This is a genomic window from Kitasatospora sp. NPDC101235 (genome assembly GCF_044767505.1).
Classification (GTDB): Bacteria; Actinomycetota; Actinomycetes; order Streptomycetales; family Streptomycetaceae; genus Kitasatospora.
Genome location: NZ_JBIWNZ010000004.1, coordinates 175,009 through 192,508, shown reverse-complemented (window position 1 = coordinate 192,508; position 17,500 = coordinate 175,009). Strand labels below are relative to the sequence as shown.

Here is a 17,500-nt window from a genome sequence, read left to right as displayed (position 1 = left end):
CCGTCCGTCAGTGGTCGAACCCCACGTGACAGTGGTCGTGGTGGGTGTCGTCGGTGAAGAACTGGTTGCCGACGCCCGGAAGCGCCACCGGACCGCCCACGTTGTACGAGCCGGCGGCTGCCGCGTCCCGCATGAAGGACTCGACCAACTGCCGGGGCGTACCCGGGTCGACCACGGCCAGGCCGTCGATCCGCCAGACGTCGAAGGCCCGGCCCAGCGGATGGTCGCTGGGCCGGGTCGTCCCGAAGACGTCCAGCGGGTGGCCGGTCCGCACCACGCTCACCGACAGCGTGTACGGGCCGGCCAGCCGCAGCATCGCCTCCAGCACGCTGTCGTGCACCGTGCCGCTGCGCAGGTCGGCGGCGGCCTCGGGCGGCAGCTCGATCCGGGGCTCGGCCAGCACCCGGGCTGCTGCGGTCGGCGGCGAGGCGGCGGCCGGGCCGGCGTCCCCCGGATGCAGCTCGGTGACGGTCCAGCGCGGTTCGGCCCGGCTGAGCCGGACGTCCACCGTGGTGCCGTCCTCGGCCACCGAACCGTCCGGGCCCCGCGTCCACTGACGGCAGACCACCAGCACGCTCGCCGAGTCGGCGAGGATGCCCCCGTACTGGGCGACGATCACCTCCAGGCTCGCCTCGGTCGCCGCCGGGGCCGGCGGGCCGGCCTGGTCCGCCAGCGCGGGCGGCAGGCCGAGAGCCGCCACCCGGGCCCGGGCCGCCTCCACGCCCTGCCCACCGGGCGGCCAGGCGCCGAGCGCGGCGACCAGCTCGACGGCACGGCGTTTGACGTCGGGCTGGATCTCGCCGGGGCCGGGCTGCCAGAGGGGCGGGTGGGGCAGCGGGGTGGGCAGCGGTGTGGGCGTCCCGGTGGGCGTTGCGGCCGGACTCGTGCCCGTCACCTGCGAACCGCCCCCGCCCGTACACCCTGCCGCGCCCAGCACCAGCGCCGCCGCACCCGCCCGCAGCAGCCCGCGCCGGTCCGGGCCCCGGCCAGCGTCTCCACCCGTCATGCCGTCAGTATGCGACTGCGGGCATCCCGAGCGCCGGAGGCGTCAGCCCAGTCGGCGGATCGGCTCGCCCGCCAGGAAGGCCGCGATGTCCTCCACCGCCTCCCCGTAGTAGCGCCGGTAGTTGTCCTGCGACACGTACCCCAGGTGCGGGGTGGCCAGCAGCCGGGGTGCGGTGCGCATCGGGTGGTCGGCGGGCAGCGGCTCGATGTCGAAGACGTCCACCGCTGCGCCCGCGATCCGGCCCCCGGTGAGCGCGGCGAGCAGCGCGTCCTGGTCGACGATCGCCGCCCGGGAGGTGTTGACCAGGTAGGCCCCGGGCTTCATCAACGCCAGCTCGGCGGCACCGATCAGCCCCCGGGTGCCCGCGTTGAGCGCGAGGTGGATCGAGACGAAGTCGCTCTCGCGGAGCAGCTCCTCCTTGGTGGCCGCGCGCCGCACGCCCGCCCCGGCGGCCCGCTCGTCGGTCAGGCTCCGGCTCCAGGCGACCACGTCCATGCCGAAGGCCAGACCGACCTCGGCCACCCGGCCGCCGATCCGGCCGAGGCCGAGCAGCCCGAGCGTCCGGCCGTGCAGGTCGGCGCCGACGGTGCTCTGCCAGGGGCCGCCCTCGCGCAGCGCGGTGCTCTCCTGGACGATGCCGCGGGCCAGGCCGAGCAGCAGCGCCCAGGTCAGTTCGACCGGCGGGGTGCCGGAGCTGGCGGTGCCACAGACCGTCACCCCGTGCGCCTCGGCGGCCGCGAGGTCGATCGCCGCGTTGCGCATTCCGGAGGCGATCAGCAGCCTGAGCCGCGGCAGCCGGGCGAACAGCGAGGCCGGGAAGGGCACCCGCTCGCGCAGGGTGACCACGATGTCGAACTCGGCGAGGACGGCGGCGAGTTCCTCCTCCGAGCCGAAGTGCTCGCGGAAGGCCGTCACCGCGACCCGGTCGGCCACCGGGGACCAGTCGGCGCTGCTGGTGGCGACGCCCTGGAAGTCGTCCAGGACGGCGCAGCGAAGGATCGGAAGCGTCATGCCCGCAGCTTCCCAGACCGCCCCCGCCACCCGGCGCGGCGGGTCCCATCGGCGGCCGCCGGTCTGTCGGATCGGCCCGCGGGGAAAGAGCGGGCTCCCGGCCGCCGACCGGCTACGGCAGGTCCGGGGGCCGCAGGCCGTAGCCCTCGTCGGTCCGCACGATCCAGGAGGGCTCGCCGAGCTTCGCCCTCAGCACCGTCATCGGGTACCTCAGCTCGTGGGGGTGGAACGGTGCGTTGTAGACCTTCCACATGATCGAGTACGGCTCGTGCACACCCTCGCCCAGCTCGACCAGGCCGCGCAGCAGCTTGACGTCGGAACGGTTGAGCTGCACCTCACGGCCGTCCACGGTGACGACCCGGGTGTCCAGGTCGATGACCAGGCGCCCGTCGAAGGCGGTCAGCGAGCCCTGCGGCTCGGGGACCAGGCCGAAGTACTTCCGGATCCGGTCCGCCACGGCCTGGTCGTCCACCGGCCGAGCGCCCGCCGCGTTCTCCTTCTCCACACCGGGCAGCCTAACCGCCGGCGCCCGAGGCCGACCAGGCCGCGTTCCAACCGGCGAGCTCGGCCGGGCGGTTGGTGACGATCCCGTCCACGCCCGCCGCCGTGAGGGCCTTCCAGCGGGCGGGCTGGTCGACCGTCCAGACGTTGACGGCCACGCCGGCGGCGTGCAGCTCCCCGACCACGCCGGGGCGGGCGGAGAGCGCGTCGTCCGAGGGGTTGTAGGCGGCCAGGCCGAGGTCGCGGGCGGTGGCGACCGGGTCGGTGTCCAGGGTGGCGCGGAGGAGCCCGAGCGGCAGTTCGGGCGCCAGCTCACGGGTGTGGCGCAGGGCGTCCACCTCGAAGCTCTGGACGAGGACCCGGTCGGCCATGCCGTGGTCGCGCACCTCCCGGACGATCCGGGCGACCTCGTCGCGGGTGTGCGGCCCCTTGATCTCCAGCAACAGCCTGCCGCCGCGGGTGCGCAGGTCCTCCAGCTGAGCGGCGAGGGTCGGCAGGCGGGTGCCCGCGTACGCCGGGGCGAACCAGGAGCCGGCGTCCAGCGCGTCCAGCTGCCCGGCGGTCAGGTCGCGGATCCGACCGGTGCCGTCGGTGGTGCGGTCCACGGTGTCGTCGTGCAGCACGTACGGGACGCCGTCCTTGCTGGGCTGGACGTCGTTCTCGATCCACTCGGCGCCGGCCCGGCGGGCCACCTCGTCCGACACCAGGGTGTTCTCGGGCGCGGCGGAGGCGGCGCCGCGGTGCCCGTACACGGCCGGCGGCGCACCGGCCGGGCGGAGCCGGGCCTCGGAGGTCGGGGCGGCCGGCCGTACGGGTGCCCCGGTGAGCGCGACGGCGCCGAAGGCGGCCCCGAGCAGTGCGGCGACGAGGACGGTCCGATGGCAGCGGGGCTGCCGGAGGTGCCGGTTGGGTGTCATGTCCCGCACGGTACGGGCGTCCGGCGCATCCGGCCCGATGACACCGGTGAGCCCGGCTGACATTGCGGTAGTCGGGGGAACGCGTGCTCACCCCTCCCCCAGTGGCGCCAGCAACGCCTCCGCCGACGCCGTCCTCGCGTACAGCACCGACCGCCCGGCCCGGTGGGCGCTGACCAGACGGGCGTCCCGCAGGGCCGTCAGGTACTGGGAGACCGCCGAGGACGAGAGCCCGGTGCGCCGGGCGAGCTCGGTCGTGGACGCCGGGGCCGCCAGCTCCGCCAGCAGCCGGGTGCGGGACCGGCCGAGGACGGCGGCCAGGGCCTCGGTGCCGGCCGCCGGGGCCGGCGCCCACAGGGTGCCGATGCCGCGCGCCGGGTAGGCGAGCTGCGGCGGATCCGGCGGGGCGAGGCGGGAGTAGAGCGCCGGGCCTGTGAAGACGGACGGAATCAGCAGCAGCCCCGCTCCGGCCGTCCGGCCCGGCAGCGGGCTGGTGCGGTGGCACAGCCGCAGGGTGCCCTCCGTCCACCGGAGTTCGGCGTGCAGGTCGTTCAGGACCCGCGCCGCCCCGTGCTCGGCCGCCTGGCGGGCGCGGTGCAGCACGTCCGCGTCCAGAACGGCACGGATCCGCGCCCAGTACGGGGCGAGCGCGAGATCCCAGTACGCCTCGACCGCCTCGGTGAGCCGACCGAGCCCGCCCACCGGATCCCCGTACAGGGCGCGCAGCCGGGGGCCGAGCCCGTCGCCGTCCCGCAGCCGGTCGAGGTCGCGGCGGACCCGCTCGGCCGGGGTGGCCCGGATCGCGGCCAGCTCCTGCGCCAGCGTGGGGGCCGGTCCGTCCGGGGCCGGGTTGACGAAGTCGGGCACGTAGCCGGTGGGCGGGACGAGTTCCGCGAGCAGCCCGTACGCCGGGCCGAGCGCCGCGAGCCGGGGCCGTACCTGCTCCGCCCACGGCTGGTGGACGGCGTGCGGGAGGCCCGAGCGCAGCAGGCGCAGGCTCGGGCCGACCTCCCACATCGGGGAGACCGCGAAGCGCATCCGTGCCAGGTCACCCGCCGTGAACAGCAGCTCGGCCGCCACACCCCCACCCCCGTGGATTCAGACATGTTCGAATCACTGGCGGTCAGGCTAGTGCAGTGCCGATCATGATCAGCATGACTTCCGACAGCACCGCAGCCACCACCGTCACCGCCGCCGCCTCCGGCACCTGGAAGCTCGGCGACCGCACCGTCCACCGGATCGGCTTCGGCACGATGCGCCTGCCGCAGACCGGCCCGGCGCTCGTCCCGCACGCCGTCCCGCGCGACCGCGAGCAGGCGCTTCGGGTGCTGCGCCGCGCGGTCGAGCTGGGCGTGAACCACATCGACACCGCGGCCTTCTACTTCTCCCCGCTGCGCTCCGCCAACGAGCTGATCAACCGGGCGCTCGCGCCGTACGGCGACGACCTGGTGATCGCCACCAAGGTCGGACCCGGCCGCGGCCTCGACGGCGAGTGGGTCGAGCACGCCCGCACCCCCGAGCGGCTGCGCGCCCAGGTGGAGCAGAACCTGCGCCAGCTCGGCCGCGACCACCTCGACCTGGTGAACCTGCGCATCCTCGGCACCGACTCGGTCGCCGAACGCTTCGGCGCGCTGGCCGAGCTGCGCCGGGCCGGGCTGATCCGGCAGCTGGGCCTGTCCAACGTCCACCCGCACCAGCTCGCCGAGGCGCAGACCATCGCACCGGTGGTCTGCGTGCAGAACCCGTACGGCATCGGGGCCACCCCGGAACAGGACGAGCTGCTGCGGATCTGCGGGGAGCAGGACATCGCCTTCGTCCCCTTCTACGCGATCGCCGGTGCCGGACGGCAGGACGGCGCCGGCGCGGCCGAGCCCGCCCAGATCCGGGCGGTGGCCGAGGCGCGCGGGGTGAGCACCGCGCAGGTGCGGCTGGCCTGGACCCTGCACCGCGGCCCGCACGTGCTGGCCATCCCGGGCACCGGCGACGTGGCGCACCTGGAGGACAACATCGCGGCCGGGGCACTGCGGCTGTCGGCGGAGGAACTGGCGCTGCTGGACGAGGCCCACGCGGGCTGAGCCGGAACCGGGCGCGGCCCGCGGTGCGTCGCTCCGGGACGACGTGATCCGCTGGCTCGGCCTCAACGCCGCCAACGCGGCGCTGACCGTCCTGCGCTACACACCCGGCCGGCCGCCCGCCGTACTGCTGCTGAACGACCAGGGCCACCTGCCGGAGGAGCTGCGCTGGACCGGCTTCCCACCCCAACTCCGCTACTGACAAGGGGTCGAGGGCCCGTCGACAGGAATATGCAGACCGGTCTACTATCGCCGCATGGGAGTCAAGGGTGAGGAGACCCGGGCCCGGCTGATCGCCGGCACCAGGGAACTGATCGAGGCGCAGGGCTACTTCGGGACGGGCCTCAACCGGATCGTGGCCGCCACCGGCGCCCCGCGCGGCTCGCTCTACTTCCACTTCCCCGGCGGCAAGGACCAGTTGGTGGCCGCCGCGCTCACCCAGGCCGGCCAGGAGGTCGAGGCGCTGCTCGCCGCCCTGGCCGCCGAGGGCGCCGGCACCACCGCCCTCGCCGAGCGCCTGATCGAGGCCTTCGCCGACCGGCTGGAGCACTCCCGCTACACCAGCGGCTGCCCGATCGCCACCGTCGCCCTGGAGGTGGCCGGCACCAACGAGACCCTGCGGACGGTCTGCGCCGAGCTGTACGCCGGCTGGCAGCAGGTCCTGGCCGGCCGGCTGGAGGGCGAGGGCTTCGGCCCGGCGGAGGCCGAGGTCGCCGCCGGGCAGGTGCTCGCCCTGCTGGAGGGTGCCGTCCTGCTCGCCTCCGTCCGGCGCAGCCGCGAACCGCTGGACCACGCCCGGCACGCCGTCCGGCAGTTGCTCGGCCGCGGGTAGGCAGCGCCCGGGCGGGGCGTTCCGCGTCTCCGCCTGCCCAAAAAATATGCAGACCGGTCTACTGATTATGGATTCCTGGAGTTCACCATGGCCCCCGTCAGCTCCACCGCGGCCGCCTCCCCCTGCTGCCCGGCACCCGGCGCACCTTCCTCCCCGTCGTCACCGTGGACCACCTGGCCCGCTTCCTCGCCGCCGTCCCCGAGCACGACCGCGCCCCGCTCACGGCCCACACCGTCCTCGACCCCGCCACCCCCTGCCTCCCCGACCTGATCGCACTCCTCGCCCACCACCTCGGCGTCCGCCCGCCCCGCGCCCTGATCCCCGTCGCCCTCGTCCGCCGCCTCCCCCGCGCCCTCACCGGCGCCGACCCGGAGACCCTCACCTTCCTCTCCGAGGACCGCTACGACACCGCCTCCGCCGACCGCCTCACCGTCACCGCCGGCCTCACCCACCCACCCCTCACCCCGGCCCTGACCCGCTGGGCCACCCGCCTGGTCGAGGACGGCTTCGGCGCACCGTGACGGCAGCACGGAACCTCGGCCACCAGGTCCGCCGCATGACGGCGCACGCGAGGCCGGCTCCTCGGCCCTTGCCGACGACCGGCAGTACGGCGGCGATGACACGGGCCGGCACCACCGCACGCCGCGAGGCGCGGCGGATCCACTGACACCATGGACATGATGTGACTCAGCGTCAGTTCCGTACCGGGGGAGGCTGGATGGCGTTCCGGTTCCACTTCACCAGCGAGGATCTGGTGAGCACCAGGGTGGCGGGTGCGATGCACCCGGCAGGGCCGGTCGGGTACGGGACCGGCGAACACCGGGCGGGGCAGCGGCCGGAGGCCGTTCCCGGCGTTCTCCGACCGCCGCTCCCCCGCCGGCACAGCCATCGTGCCGACGGCGGAGAAGGCCGTCTGCCCGCCCCTCCCGATCGAGACCGTCCGGCAGGGCCGCGGCTGAGCGGCTACGCCTCCCGCTCGAAGAGCAGCGCCGTCCAGTGCACCCCGTCGCGGCCGTGCAGGTCGGGGCGGACGGCGCGGTGGAGGAGGCGCAGGCCGCAGGCGGCGGCGAGGGTGATGGTGAGCTCGGGCGGGAGGTCGAACATGCGGCGACCGGCTGGGACAGGACCGTGGCGGAGGGTGAGGGCGAGCCGGCCGGCGGGGGCCAGGAGCCGGGTGAGCGCGGCCATGGCGGGCGGGCGCTCGGCAGGGGCGAGGTGCATCCAGACAGCGGTGAGCAGGACGAGGTCGTAGCGTTCGCCCTCGGCGACGAGCAGCGGCAGTCCGGGAAGCGCGTCGGCGATCCAGCGCACGCCCGAACCGGCGTGCAACCGTTCGCCGACGGCGCGGAGTTCGGGGGTCGGCTCGGCGGCGACCACCCGGTGGCCGAGAGCGGCGAGGGCGGCGGCGTCGCGGCCGGTGCCGGCGCCGACGTCGAGGACGGACGCGGGTGGGGCCGGGTACAGGTGGTGCAGCTCCCGGTGCACCTCGGCGAAGCTCACGCTCTCGTACTGCACGGCGAGTTGCTCCGCCGCCTCGCCGTATCCGGCGGTGCCGGCCGGCGCGTTCACTCCGCCTCCCGGACGGCCACCGCGTCGCCGGCCGCGCCCGCGCCCGCGAAGAAGTCCCGCAGCTCGCGCAGGTCGTGGACGGCGAGCGCCGAGGCGCGCAGGAAGGCGGAGGCCGTCGCGACCTGCTCGGGGCTCAGCACCGGCATGGAGCCCCCCGGCAGCGCTCCGCCCGGTTGGTGCCGTCCGCCGCCGTGGACGGGCAGTCGGGCGGCCGGGTCGGGGTGCAGGCCGTTCTCGGTGAGTGCGAGTTCCGTCAGGACGGCGGTGCGCCGTACGCCGGGGGCGAGCCCGGCGGCGGCGAGCCGGTCGCACCGGACGTCGCGGTCGCGGGGCACGAGTTCGCCGAATTCCTCCGGCGAGCAGGTGTCCACGGCCCGGCCCGGCAGGCGGCAGCAGAAGTGATCCGCACTCACCCGCCCAGCGTAACGAAGCCGGCACTCCGCACCAAGCGGGTTCGGGCCGTCCCGAGCCGGTTCAGGCCTCGCCGGGGTGCCAGGCGGGCCATTCCCAGGGGCGGTCGGCCCAGTGGACCCGCTGGGGGTCGCGCGGGTCGAGGTCGGGGAAGAGCTGGTGGACGCGGGGCTCGAACTCCTCTGGCGCGAGCGGCTCCCAGCCATGGCCCTCGAAGTGGACGAGGCGGTAGCGGCTGTCGGTCCGGAACTCGGCCACCTCGACCAGGGGCTTGGACGTGCTGTTGGTCTCCATGCCCCCAGCATGTGGCGCGGTGGCAATCAGCGCCCGTCCAAACCCCTCTTCCGGGTCATGTCCCGGCGTCGGCGCGCTCGTTGAGCACGGAAAGGTTCGAGGGGGGCCACTGGAAGGAGGAGCACATGACTGGGCAGCCCACCGAAGGGCAATGGCAGTGGCCGCAGAACACCTGGCAGCCGCCGCCGGTCCCCGCGAATCCGCCACCGCCGTGGTCCACCGCCACGGCGCCGAGGCGTCTGTCGCGCAAGGCCTGGACGGCCACGATGGTCGGGACGGGAGCCGTGCTGGCCTCCGTCCTGGCGATGTGCGGGCCGGGGTCGGGTGACGAGGTCCGCGTGGCGGCGGTGCCGGACGCCACGCCCTCCGCCTCGGACCCGGCAGCGCAGCCGCTGCCGGTCTCCCCGTCGCCGACCGCACCCGCGCCGTCCCCGCTGCCACCGCCCACCCCGGGGGTGGCGCTCCCGGCGGGGGCGGGCAGGCCGGGCGCGGCGGCGACCACGTCCGGCGCCGGGACCGGCCCGACGGCCGACGCCCAGCACGCCTCGGCGAGCGCGCACCCCAAGCCGGGGCACAGTCCGCACGCCGGCACACCGGCCCACCGCCCGCCGGGCGCGCCCGCCCCGGCGAGTACCGGGGCGGGCGCGAGCGGCGGCCGGAGCACCATCTGCGATCAGGCCGAGCGGGCGGGCCACTGGCCGGCCGGGTCGGAGCAGGCCCGGATCTGCCACAGCATCTACGGCTGAGCCGACGGCGGCCCCGGAGCCACGGATGCGGCCGGCGCGGCCGGACCGGTCGAACCGGCCGGGGCCCCCAGCAGGCCCTTGTCCAGCCGGGGCGCCAGCACCCGTGCCAGGGTGTCGGTGATGTGCCCGGTGTCCCGGTACAGCACCACGCCCTCCAGCACGGCCGGGCAGGAGGGCCCGGCGCCGGGGCAGAGCAGCGGCCCGAGGTCGAGGGTCCGCACCCCGTACCGGGCCGCGAGCCCGCCGTCCAGCACGGGGTCGGGCTCGAAGGCGGTGTCGCGCGGGAAGAAGCAGGCGTCCGAGCGCCCGTCGGAGGCGGCCAGGCAGGTCGGGATGTCCTTCCCTGGCATCGGGGTGTCGCCGAGGTAGGCGAGCGGGGCGCCGAGCGCGGTGAGCCGGTCCAGGGTGCGGGTCCAGCCCGCGGTGCGCTCCTCCTGGCTCCCGTAGCGGTTGAGTCCCGCCATCAGGACCAGGCGCGGCTTGGGCCCGGAGGCCAACCGGGTGAGGGTGTTCTCGCGCCAGCGGTCGCACTCCTCGAAGGTGCGGCCGAGCACGTTGTTGCGCACGGTGAGGGTGGCCAGCGGGCAGCCGGGCTTGACCAGGACCTCCAGGGCCCAGTGCCGCTGCTCGGCCAGGGCGAGGGCGGCGGAGATCCACTGCCCGGCGTGCGAGTCGCCGAGCAGCACGATCCGGTCGGGGCTGTCCTCGGCACCGAAGAGGCAGCGCGGGCTGCTGTCGGCGTTGAGCGGGATCTCGCAGCCCTTGCCGGGCGGGAAGTCCTCCCGGGCCCGGGCGAGCGAGGGCGTCAGGGCGAGCACCCGGATGCCGGGGGCGAGCAGGCTCGGGCCGTCGGCGGCTCCGGTGGGGGCCGCCGTGGGCCCGGAGGAGGGGTCACCGAGAGCGCGCATGGTGCCGCCGCCGAGGGTGAGTGCGGCGATCAGCGGGATGACCAGGGCGCTGGCGCCGACCGCGAGCCCGCGCCGGGGCGCCGGGCTGCTGCCGTACCGCAGCGGCTGCTCGACCAGCCGCAGGGTGAGCCAGGCGGGCAGCGCGGCGGCGGCGGTGAGCGCGAGCAGGGTGGTCCAGGGCAGCACGCCGTACCGGGCCTGGGCGATGGTCAGTACCGGCCAGTGCCACAGGTACCAGGCGTACGAGAGCCGTCCGGCGGCGCGCAGCGGGCGGGTGGCGAGCAGCCGCCCGGCATCGGCGGCGCCGAGCGAGCGGTGCCCGGCGAGCAGGACGGCGGCGGTGCCGAGGACGGGCAGCAACGCGGCGGTGCCGGGGAAGGGGGTGTTGCGGTCGTACAGGAACACCGGCGCGAGCACGGCCGCGAGGCCCAGCCAGCCGAGCACCCGCAGCGACCACGCCACCGGACGCTGCCCGGCGCGGGCGGCCGGAGCCGAGCCCGCCAGCGCCGCGCAGGCACCGGCCGCGAACTCCCAGAGCCGGCTGCCGGTGGAGAAGTAGGCGAGCGGCGCGGAGGTGGCCGTCCAGCGCAGGCAGAGCACCAGCGAGACACCGCCGACGGCCACCGTGGCGAGGGTGATCGCCACGGTGCGACGGCGCCCGTACAGGTAGCGGGCGAGGCCGAGCAGCAGCACGCCCCAGAGCAGGTAGAACTGGTTCTCCACGCCCAGCGACCAGAAGTGCTGCAGCGGGCTGGGGTCGTGTTCGGCGGCCAGGTAGTCGGTCTGCCGGCCGACGAAGCGCCAGTTGGCGAACTGGCCGGCGGAGGCGATCAGGTCGCGGGCGAGGTCGGTGCCGCGCAGCGGATCGAGCAGGGCGCCGCCTGCGACGGCGGTGGCGACGAGCACGGTGGCCGCGGCGGGCAGGATGCGTCGGGCGCGGCGGGCGGCGAAGTCCCACAGGCCGATCGGGCGGCCGACGAGCAGGCCGGTGATCAGGAAGCCGGAGATGACGAAGAAGACGTCGACGCCGATGAAGCCTCCGGTCAGGCCCGGGACGGCGGAGTGGAAGGCGAGGACGGAGAGCACGGCGACGCCGCGCAGCCCCTCGATGTCGGGGCGGAAGGCGGTGCGCCGGCGGGCCTGCCCGCTCTCGGCGACGGTGGCGCGCTGCGGGGCGGCGAGTTCCCGGTCCACCCGGACGACGCCGGGCAGTAGTTCAACGGAAGCGGAGGCGGAGGCGGAACCGGAGGCCGGAGCGGGTTCCGGTGTGCCCGGTGTGGCGGCGGAGGACGACGACGGTGGTACGGCCGTTGACACGGCGGTGCTCCTTGCAGGGCTGGCAGCGGTGGTCGGGCCCGCCGGGCCGATGGGGCGGCCGGGCGGTCTCCGCGCCGGTGGGGCGACGCGCAAGGAAACTCAACAATCAATCGGTGGAGCGAAACTGACGAGACATCAGAAAATCAGCGGATCGGCCCAGCCGGAGGCCAGCAGCCCGCACAGCAGCAGCACGGCCGTGACGGCGACGGCCTCGGCCCGGCCGAACCCGAGGTCGGAGCGGCCCCGTGCGGGCGCGGCGACCTCGCCGACGGCGCCCTTGCCGCCCTTGGTCCCGTTCAGCAGCGGCCACAGCTCCCGGATCAGCGGGATCATGGTGTACGCGGTGAGCGCGAGCAGTCCGGCGAGCGCCCAGTACGGCCGCCAGCCGTACAGCAGCGCGGCCCGGACCAGTCCGGCGGCGCCCGCGAGGACGACGAACCCGAGCCAGCCGACCCCGATCCGGGCGACGGCGCGGGCGAGCGAACTGCCGCCCGACACGGCGCCGGTGGGCACCCAGTCGGCGGAGCGGCGGCGCAGCGCGTGCGCGATGGCGACCACGTGGCAGAGCCCGCCGAGGAGCTGGACCCGGGTGACCTCGAAGCGCCAGCGGGTGCGGGACATCGCGGGCAGCAGCACCAGCGCGACCCAGATCGGCGGCAGGAACGGCAGCACCTGCCAGGGCTGGATCTCCTCGGGCCGGAAGAACAGCATGATGAGGGCGGGCAGCGGCACGGCGAAGACGTTCACCGCACTGGTGACGTAGCCGAGGATGCCGTTCCAGAAGCAGAGCCGGGCGGATCGGGAGAGCGGCCCCCGACGGAAGTCCGGGTCGCGGACCAGGGCCAGGGATCCGAGGCACCAGCGGTACTGCTGGCTGATGAAGGCCGGCAGGCCGGTGGGCGACATGCCCTTGGCGACCAGTGCGGGGACGTAGCGGGTGGCCCATCCGGCGCGGGCGAGGGCGAGGCCGGTGTAGAGGTCCTCGCTGTGGTCGATCTCGGCGAAGCCGCCGATCCGCTTCAGTGCGGCGCGGCGGTAGAGGGCGTTGGTGCCGCAGCAGACGGTGCCGTCCTGCGCGTCCCGGGAGGGCTGGATCCAGCGGTAGAAGATCTCCTGGGTGGCTCCCGCGGCGCGTTCGAGCCAGGACATGTCGGCGTCCGTGTCGAAGCACTGCGGGCTCTGCACGATGCCGACCTCGGGGTTGTCGAGGTAGGGCACCAGGTGGTGCAGGAAGTCGGGGCGGGGGCAGAAGTCGGCGTCCAGGACGGCGACGATCTCGCCGGTGCCCTCGGCCAGGCCGTGGTTGAGGTTGCCGGCCTTCTTGAAGCGGCCCCGGTCGGGGCGGGCGCGGTACAGGAAGCCGTAGGACTCGGCGAGTTCGCGCACCTCGGGGCGGCCGGCGTCGTCGAGGACCAGGACGGTGAGTTCGCCGGGCCACCGGACGGCCGCGGTGTGCCGGTAGGCGTTGTCGAGGACGGCCAGCGGTTCGCCGGCGGTCGGCAGCAGCAGGTCCACGCTCGGGGCCCGGGCGGGGCTCCAGGCGCGCAGCAGCAGGTCGTGCGAGTTGCGGGTGAAGCGCCGGGCGCGCTGGCCGTCGGTGAGCGAGAGCAGCCAGGTGGCCGCGTTGAGCACGGTGAGCACCAGGAACGGCCAGAGCAGCGGCCGGCTGAGGGCGAACAGACCGAGTGTGGCGGTGGCTCCCGCGTAGGAGAGGGTGGCGCAGAGCAGCACCCAGCGGCGCTGCGGGCCGAAGTACCAGTAGAGCTCCTCGTCGTCGGGCGGACCGGGCAGTCGGTGGCCGTCGGGGTCCGCGGGTGTCCGGCGCGGACCGGTGTCGGGTGCGGGCATGGCGGTGCCATGGAGAACGGGCATGCGGAAATGGCCCCCCTGGGCAGCGGACGGAACGTGGCCGTTCGCACCCAGCTTCTCACATTGGCCTAGACCAATAATGAACGAGGTGTGACATCTCCGCATCGCCCCGGCTCGCCGACTTGACAGCACGTCACCTGCGGAAATCCGGTCGAGCGGGACTGAACCGGACCCCGCGGGCGAGCCGTTTCAGCAGACTGTCAACTCCCCCTCACAGCCGTCGACTTCCGCGCTCGGCCGTCGGCTCCCCTACGCCGCCCTCAACTCCTTGACGAGGTGCTCGAACCGGAGGTCCGGCCGGAGCGGGATGCCGAACCGCCCGTCGCCGTACGGGAACGGGCTGAACTCGCCGGTGCGCCGGTAGCCCCGCCGCTCGTACCAGGCGATCAGGTCGGCGCGCTGCTCGATCACCTTCATCTCCATCGCACCGACACCCCACCGCTCGACGGCCAGGCGCTCCGCCTCGACCAGCACCGCCCGGCCGATGCCCCCGCCCTGGAGCCCCGGGCGCACCGAGAACATGCCGAAGTAGGCCCGCTCACCGCGCCGCTCCAGCTGGCAGCAGGCGAGCAGCCCGCCGTCCCGCTCGGCGAGCAGCACCAGGCCCTCGGCGTGGCTCACGGCCTCCGTGACGGCCTCCGGGCTGGTGCGCCGACCGCCCAGCAGGTCCGCCTCGGTGGTCCACCCGGCCCGGCTGGAGTCGCCCCGGTAGGCGGACTCGACCAGGTCGACCAGCGCCGGGACGTCGGCGGGCGTGGCGGGCCGGAACGCGGGCTCCCCGGCGGGCCGGGCGAAGTCGGTGGCGGTCTCGGTCATGGCTGGTCCTCTCCTCACGTGCGGGGCCGCCCGTGGTGGCCGGCCCGCGGGCATCGTGCCACAGCGGGCCGGGCGCTCCCGGAACCGCCCCGAGCCCGGCCCGGCGCCGCCCACCGGTTCCCCGGTCCGGTTTCGCGGCCGACCGGCCCGGCAAAACCGGCAACGCCGGCTGCCGGTCATGGCGTTCCGGCACATGTGACGTGCGTTCAGCATGTGAAAAAAGATGCCTGGCGGCGGTAGCAGGTACATGGCTACTCTGCGGTACGGCCGGTCAGACCCCGGTCGTACCAGGTCATTTCGACCCTTCCCTCGCTCGGAACCAGAGGAGTGTTCATGCCCCGCTCTTCCCGCTCCGCCCGCACCACCGGCACCGACAGATCGGCCCGCCGCCGCCTGCCCGCCCTGGCCGCCGCGGCCGCCGCGACCGCCCTGGTCGCCGGTGTCGCCGCCCCCGCCTACGCGGCCGAGCCCACCTCCGTCGCACCCGTCGTCGAAGGCCGCCCCGGCTTCCACCCCGATCAGGACTTCGCCGGCTCCACCGTCGCCGCCCACGAGGGCCGCGGCACCGGCGCCCCGTTCGCCTCCCTCGCCGCCACCCAGACCCCGGGCCTGGACGTCTCCGGCTACCAGGGCAACGTCACCTGGTCCTCGGTGTCCGCGAACGGTGCCAAGTTCGCCTACGTCAAGGCCACCGAGGGCACCAGCTACACCAACCCGTACTTCGCCCAGCAGTACAACGGCTCGTACAACGCCGGCCTGATCCGCGGCGCCTACCACTTCGCGCTGCCGAACGCCTCCTCCGGCGCCACCCAGGCCAACTACTTCGTCAGCCACGGCGGTGGCTGGTCCGCCGACGGCAAGACCCTGCCGCCCGCGCTGGACATCGAGTACAACCCCTACGGCGCCACCTGCTACGGCCTCAGCCAGAGCGCGATGGTCAGCTGGATCCGCGACTTCAGCGACACCGTGCACTCCCGCACCGGCCGGTACCCCACCATCTACACCACCACCAACTGGTGGACCCAGTGCACCGGCAACAACGGCGGCTTCGGCACCACCAACCCGCTCTGGATAGCCCGCTACTCCACGTCCGTCGGCACCCTGCCGAACGGCTGGGGCTACCAGACCTTCTGGCAGTTCGCCGACTCCGGCACCTTCCCCGGTGACCAGAACTACTTCAACGGCGCGGCCGACCGCCTCCGCGCCCTCGCCCTGGGCTGACGCACCCGCGCCGGTGCGGGGCGCCGCAGCGCGCCCCGCACCGGCGGTTGTCGGATCGAAGAGGGTTCACAGGGCCTTGAGGCCGTCCAGCAGCTGCTGGCCGCCCGGGCTGCCGAGGCCGGTGCACGGGTCCCAGCCCTTCGCGGCGAAGTAGGCGCCGTTGCTGCCCTGGGTGATGTCCCGCAGAACGCCCGTCCCGAAATGCGCGTACAGCAGCGGGTTGAGGAAGCCGACCTGGGCCGAGCCGGGCAGGGCCTGGTTGACCCGGGCGAGCAGGGCGGACCACATCGGGGCGGAGGCACTGGTGCCGCCGGTCACGAGGACGTGCTCGCCGTCGATGCTCGGGACGACCACACCGGTACTGCCGGCCGCGAGCGCGGCCACGTCCGGCACGCCCCGGCCGGGCGCGTGCGGCGGGTTGGCCGACGGGGGCACGTTGGTGCCCTCCTGGAAGGGCGGCACCGGGAACAGCTTGCTGATGCCGCCACCGGTCCGGTTGCCCGAGCCGTCGTCCCAGACGGTCTCGCTGACCACCTGTCCCTGCTCCACCACCAGGCGGGTACCGCCGACGCCGAGCACGTGCGGGCTGGAGGCGGGGAAGTCGGCGTGGGCGCGCTCGTCGATCGCCTGATCGTTGGAACCGTCGTCGCCCGAGGCGCAGCAGATGCTGATGAACTTCTCGGCCGCACCGCTGAAGGCCCGGTCGGCACTGTCGATCGCCCCGGCGGTCCACATCGTGCGGCCGTCCTCGGCGTTGCCGTAGCTGCAGGAGATCACCGAGGGCCGGTTGACCGTGTCGGTCACGATCCGGTGGATCACGTCCACCCAGCCCTGCTCGGTGAACCTGCTGAAGTAGACGACGATCTTCGCCTTGGGCGCGAGAGAGCCGACCACCGCGAGGTCGAGCATGATCTCACCGGTGCTGTCGAGCCGTAGCGGGCCTCCGTCGTCCCGGCCCGGGTCGTTGCCGGTGGATCCGACGTTCGGGACCACCACGTTGGTGATGTCCGGCATGGGCCGCCTCAGGGCGGCGAAGTACGTGCGCAGCGCGTCGGCCGAGTAGCCGCCGGAGGGGACGCCGGGATCCGTCTCGCCGTTGAACGCGAGGACGGCGACGCACTGTCCGCCGCCGTCGGTTCCGGCGGGATAGGCGTACGGGGTTTCGAGGTCGGTCGGGAGGAAGACGCCGTCCGGCAGCCCCGGCACGCCCTCGGCGATCGGCAGCGAGAGGTCCGTGAAGGCCGGGCGGAACAACAGGTTGGCGCCGATCGGCCGGTTGTCCAGGCCGAAGACGCCGGTGACGATGCCGCTCAGCCCCGCCGGGACGTTGACCGCGCCTTCGCGGCCCCGGTAGATCCGGGGGTTGTCGTTGGCGTCCCGGTAACGGTAGCGGGCCAGGGTGACCCGGAAGGCGTTCGAGACGGCCTCGGTGGTTCCGGTCAGCTGGACGCTGCGGGCCAGCGGGTTCTCGTGGGAGACGGTGAGGTGGTGCTCGTCGGCGAACGCCTCGACCGCCTTGAGGTCGGTGTCGCGCCACCGGTGGACGGCGGCGTACTTGTCGTCGCCGGGGGCGGTGCGGCGGGTCGGCGGCTGCATCGCCAGCTCGTAGACGTCGGGGCGCGGGGGCGCGTCGGGGTCGCGCCGCAGGTAGACGGTGACGGTCAGGGGTGCCCGTGGGTCGGCCGGTCCGATGACCCGTGCTCCGCTGAGCGGAGCGCGGGAGCTGTCCGGCAGCGCCACGTAGTGGTTGGTCGACATGATCGCTCCAGCGGTCGGGTCGGCGCCGGGAGCCTCGCGACTATGGGTCGTGTGCTTTCGACTGTCCGCGTACGGCACACGCTTATGTCGTACACGTACAGCGTCCTCCCGGCCCTCCGTGGCGTCAAGGGGCGTGGCCCCCCGCCCGGGGCCGGGGGGGCCCCCCGGGGGGGCGGGGGCCGCCGGCGATGCGGGGGGAGTTAGGGCGGGCGGGGGGGGGGGGAAACGTGTTTTGGGTTGTGTTGTTAAACGGGG

The 17,500-nt window shown here is 74.7% G+C and carries 17 protein-coding genes and 1 pseudogene; 6 read left to right on the top strand and 12 right to left on the bottom strand.

The annotated features are described in order from the left end of the window. Positions 1-7: 7 nt before the first annotated feature. The 5 genes from ACIRRH_RS09625 to ACIRRH_RS09605 form a co-directional block, all read right to left on the bottom strand. A complete protein-coding gene (locus ACIRRH_RS09625) occupies positions 8-1,006 on the bottom strand; it encodes a hypothetical protein (protein WP_403064179.1) in 999 nt (332 codons plus the stop codon). A gap of 42 nt (positions 1,007-1,048) precedes the next feature. Then, entirely contained in the window at positions 1,049-2,017 is a 969-nt protein-coding gene (locus tag ACIRRH_RS09620; RefSeq protein ID WP_403064176.1) for a D-2-hydroxyacid dehydrogenase family protein, read from the bottom strand. A 112-nt stretch (positions 2,018-2,129) separates the two neighbouring features. After that, on the bottom strand, positions 2,130-2,522 hold the full coding sequence (locus tag ACIRRH_RS09615; RefSeq protein ID WP_403064173.1) for a hypothetical protein: 393 nt from the start codon (positions 2,520-2,522) through the stop codon (positions 2,130-2,132). Positions 2,523-2,532: 10 nt separating this feature from the next. Beyond that, complete coding sequence (locus ACIRRH_RS09610; protein ID WP_403064171.1) at positions 2,533-3,435, bottom strand: glycerophosphodiester phosphodiesterase; 903 nt, start codon at positions 3,433-3,435, stop codon at positions 2,533-2,535. Between the two features lie 87 nt (positions 3,436-3,522). Next, positions 3,523-4,512, bottom strand: coding sequence for an ArsR family transcriptional regulator (locus ACIRRH_RS09605; RefSeq protein ID WP_403064168.1), 990 nt, complete (start codon positions 4,510-4,512; stop codon positions 3,523-3,525). Between the two features lie 74 nt (positions 4,513-4,586). Here ACIRRH_RS09605 and ACIRRH_RS09600 point away from each other — a divergent pair, with 74 nt between their 5' ends. The 4 genes and pseudogenes from ACIRRH_RS09600 (at position 4,587) to ACIRRH_RS09585 (ending at position 6,857) form a co-directional block, all read left to right on the top strand. After that, complete coding sequence (locus ACIRRH_RS09600; RefSeq protein WP_403064165.1) at positions 4,587-5,507, top strand: aldo/keto reductase; 921 nt, start codon at positions 4,587-4,589, stop codon at positions 5,505-5,507. A 49-nt stretch (positions 5,508-5,556) separates the two neighbouring features. Then, positions 5,557-5,706 (top strand): annotated as a pseudogene (locus tag ACIRRH_RS09595) (histidine phosphatase family protein); the annotation flags it as partial. A 54-nt stretch (positions 5,707-5,760) separates the two neighbouring features. Continuing rightward, on the top strand, positions 5,761-6,336 hold the full coding sequence (locus ACIRRH_RS09590) for a TetR/AcrR family transcriptional regulator (protein ID WP_403064162.1): 576 nt from the start codon (positions 5,761-5,763) through the stop codon (positions 6,334-6,336). A gap of 164 nt (positions 6,337-6,500) precedes the next feature. Further along, the gene (locus ACIRRH_RS09585; RefSeq protein WP_403064159.1) at positions 6,501-6,857 is read left to right on the top strand and encodes a hypothetical protein; all 357 of its coding nucleotides are present in this window, start codon (positions 6,501-6,503) and stop codon (positions 6,855-6,857) included. Positions 6,858-7,299: 442 nt separating this feature from the next. On the opposite strand, the gene ACIRRH_RS09580 is transcribed toward ACIRRH_RS09585, so the two are convergent. The 3 genes from ACIRRH_RS09580 to ACIRRH_RS09570 all read right to left on the bottom strand — a co-directional run bounded on the left by ACIRRH_RS09580 (position 7,300) and on the right by ACIRRH_RS09570 (position 8,610). Then, the gene (locus ACIRRH_RS09580) at positions 7,300-7,905 is read right to left on the bottom strand and encodes a class I SAM-dependent methyltransferase (protein ID WP_403064156.1); all 606 of its coding nucleotides are present in this window, start codon (positions 7,903-7,905) and stop codon (positions 7,300-7,302) included. Then, positions 7,902-8,318, bottom strand: a complete 417-nt coding sequence (locus ACIRRH_RS09575; RefSeq protein WP_403064153.1) for a hypothetical protein — start codon at positions 8,316-8,318, stop codon at positions 7,902-7,904. The genes ACIRRH_RS09580 and ACIRRH_RS09575 overlap by 4 nt, the downstream gene beginning before the upstream one ends. 61 nt (positions 8,319-8,379) lie before the next feature. After that, on the bottom strand, positions 8,380-8,610 hold the full coding sequence (locus ACIRRH_RS09570) for a hypothetical protein (protein WP_224284564.1): 231 nt from the start codon (positions 8,608-8,610) through the stop codon (positions 8,380-8,382). 125 nt (positions 8,611-8,735) lie between these two features. Between ACIRRH_RS09570 and ACIRRH_RS09565 the strand changes: the two genes are divergently transcribed. Next, positions 8,736-9,356 carry a hypothetical protein gene (locus ACIRRH_RS09565; protein WP_403064150.1) on the top strand — a complete coding sequence of 207 codons (621 nt, stop codon included), beginning with the start codon at positions 8,736-8,738 and terminating at the stop codon, positions 9,354-9,356. On the opposite strand, the gene ACIRRH_RS09560 is transcribed toward ACIRRH_RS09565, so the two are convergent. From ACIRRH_RS09560 to ACIRRH_RS09550, 3 genes are all read right to left on the bottom strand, one after another. After that, positions 9,347-11,581, bottom strand: coding sequence for an acyltransferase family protein (locus tag ACIRRH_RS09560; protein ID WP_403064147.1), 2,235 nt, complete (start codon positions 11,579-11,581; stop codon positions 9,347-9,349). The genes ACIRRH_RS09565 and ACIRRH_RS09560 overlap by 10 nt on opposite strands. Before the next feature lie 135 nt (positions 11,582-11,716). Further along, complete coding sequence (locus ACIRRH_RS09555; protein WP_403064144.1) at positions 11,717-13,453, bottom strand: glycosyltransferase family 2 protein; 1,737 nt, start codon at positions 13,451-13,453, stop codon at positions 11,717-11,719. 246 nt (positions 13,454-13,699) lie between these two features. Further along, on the bottom strand, positions 13,700-14,266 hold the full coding sequence (locus ACIRRH_RS09550; RefSeq protein WP_403064141.1) for a GNAT family N-acetyltransferase: 567 nt from the start codon (positions 14,264-14,266) through the stop codon (positions 13,700-13,702). A 333-nt stretch (positions 14,267-14,599) separates the two neighbouring features. Between ACIRRH_RS09550 and ACIRRH_RS09545 the strand changes: the two genes are divergently transcribed. Further along, on the top strand, positions 14,600-15,487 hold the full coding sequence (locus tag ACIRRH_RS09545) for a lysozyme (protein ID WP_403064138.1): 888 nt from the start codon (positions 14,600-14,602) through the stop codon (positions 15,485-15,487). Positions 15,488-15,553: 66 nt separating this feature from the next. Here ACIRRH_RS09545 and ACIRRH_RS09540 read toward each other — a convergent pair whose 3' ends face one another. Beyond that, entirely contained in the window at positions 15,554-17,245 is a 1,692-nt protein-coding gene (locus ACIRRH_RS09540; RefSeq protein WP_403064135.1) for a protease pro-enzyme activation domain-containing protein, read from the bottom strand. Between the last annotated feature and the right edge of the window lie 255 nt (positions 17,246-17,500).

Excerpts from the sequence above, each read along its gene's own strand:
- ACIRRH_RS09540 (WP_403064135.1), bottom strand. The coding sequence starts at position 17,245 with ATGTCGACCAACCACTACGTGGCGCTGCCGGACAGCTCCCGCGCTCCG.
- ACIRRH_RS09625 (WP_403064179.1), bottom strand. The coding sequence starts at position 1,006 with ATGACGGGTGGAGACGCTGGCCGGGGCCCGGACCGGCGCGGGCTGCTG.
- ACIRRH_RS09545 (WP_403064138.1), top strand. The coding sequence starts at position 14,600 with ATGCCCCGCTCTTCCCGCTCCGCCCGCACCACCGGCACCGACAGATCG.
- ACIRRH_RS09550 (WP_403064141.1), bottom strand. The coding sequence starts at position 14,266 with ATGACCGAGACCGCCACCGACTTCGCCCGGCCCGCCGGGGAGCCCGCG.
- ACIRRH_RS09620 (WP_403064176.1), bottom strand. The coding sequence starts at position 2,017 with ATGACGCTTCCGATCCTTCGCTGCGCCGTCCTGGACGACTTCCAGGGC.
- ACIRRH_RS09555 (WP_403064144.1), bottom strand. The coding sequence starts at position 13,453 with ATGCCCGTTCTCCATGGCACCGCCATGCCCGCACCCGACACCGGTCCG.
- ACIRRH_RS09570 (WP_224284564.1), bottom strand. The coding sequence starts at position 8,610 with ATGGAGACCAACAGCACGTCCAAGCCCCTGGTCGAGGTGGCCGAGTTC.
- ACIRRH_RS09590 (WP_403064162.1), top strand. The coding sequence starts at position 5,761 with ATGGGAGTCAAGGGTGAGGAGACCCGGGCCCGGCTGATCGCCGGCACC.
- ACIRRH_RS09565 (WP_403064150.1), top strand. The coding sequence starts at position 8,736 with ATGACTGGGCAGCCCACCGAAGGGCAATGGCAGTGGCCGCAGAACACC.
- ACIRRH_RS09610 (WP_403064171.1), bottom strand. The coding sequence starts at position 3,435 with ATGACACCCAACCGGCACCTCCGGCAGCCCCGCTGCCATCGGACCGTC.
- ACIRRH_RS09600 (WP_403064165.1), top strand. The coding sequence starts at position 4,587 with ATGACTTCCGACAGCACCGCAGCCACCACCGTCACCGCCGCCGCCTCC.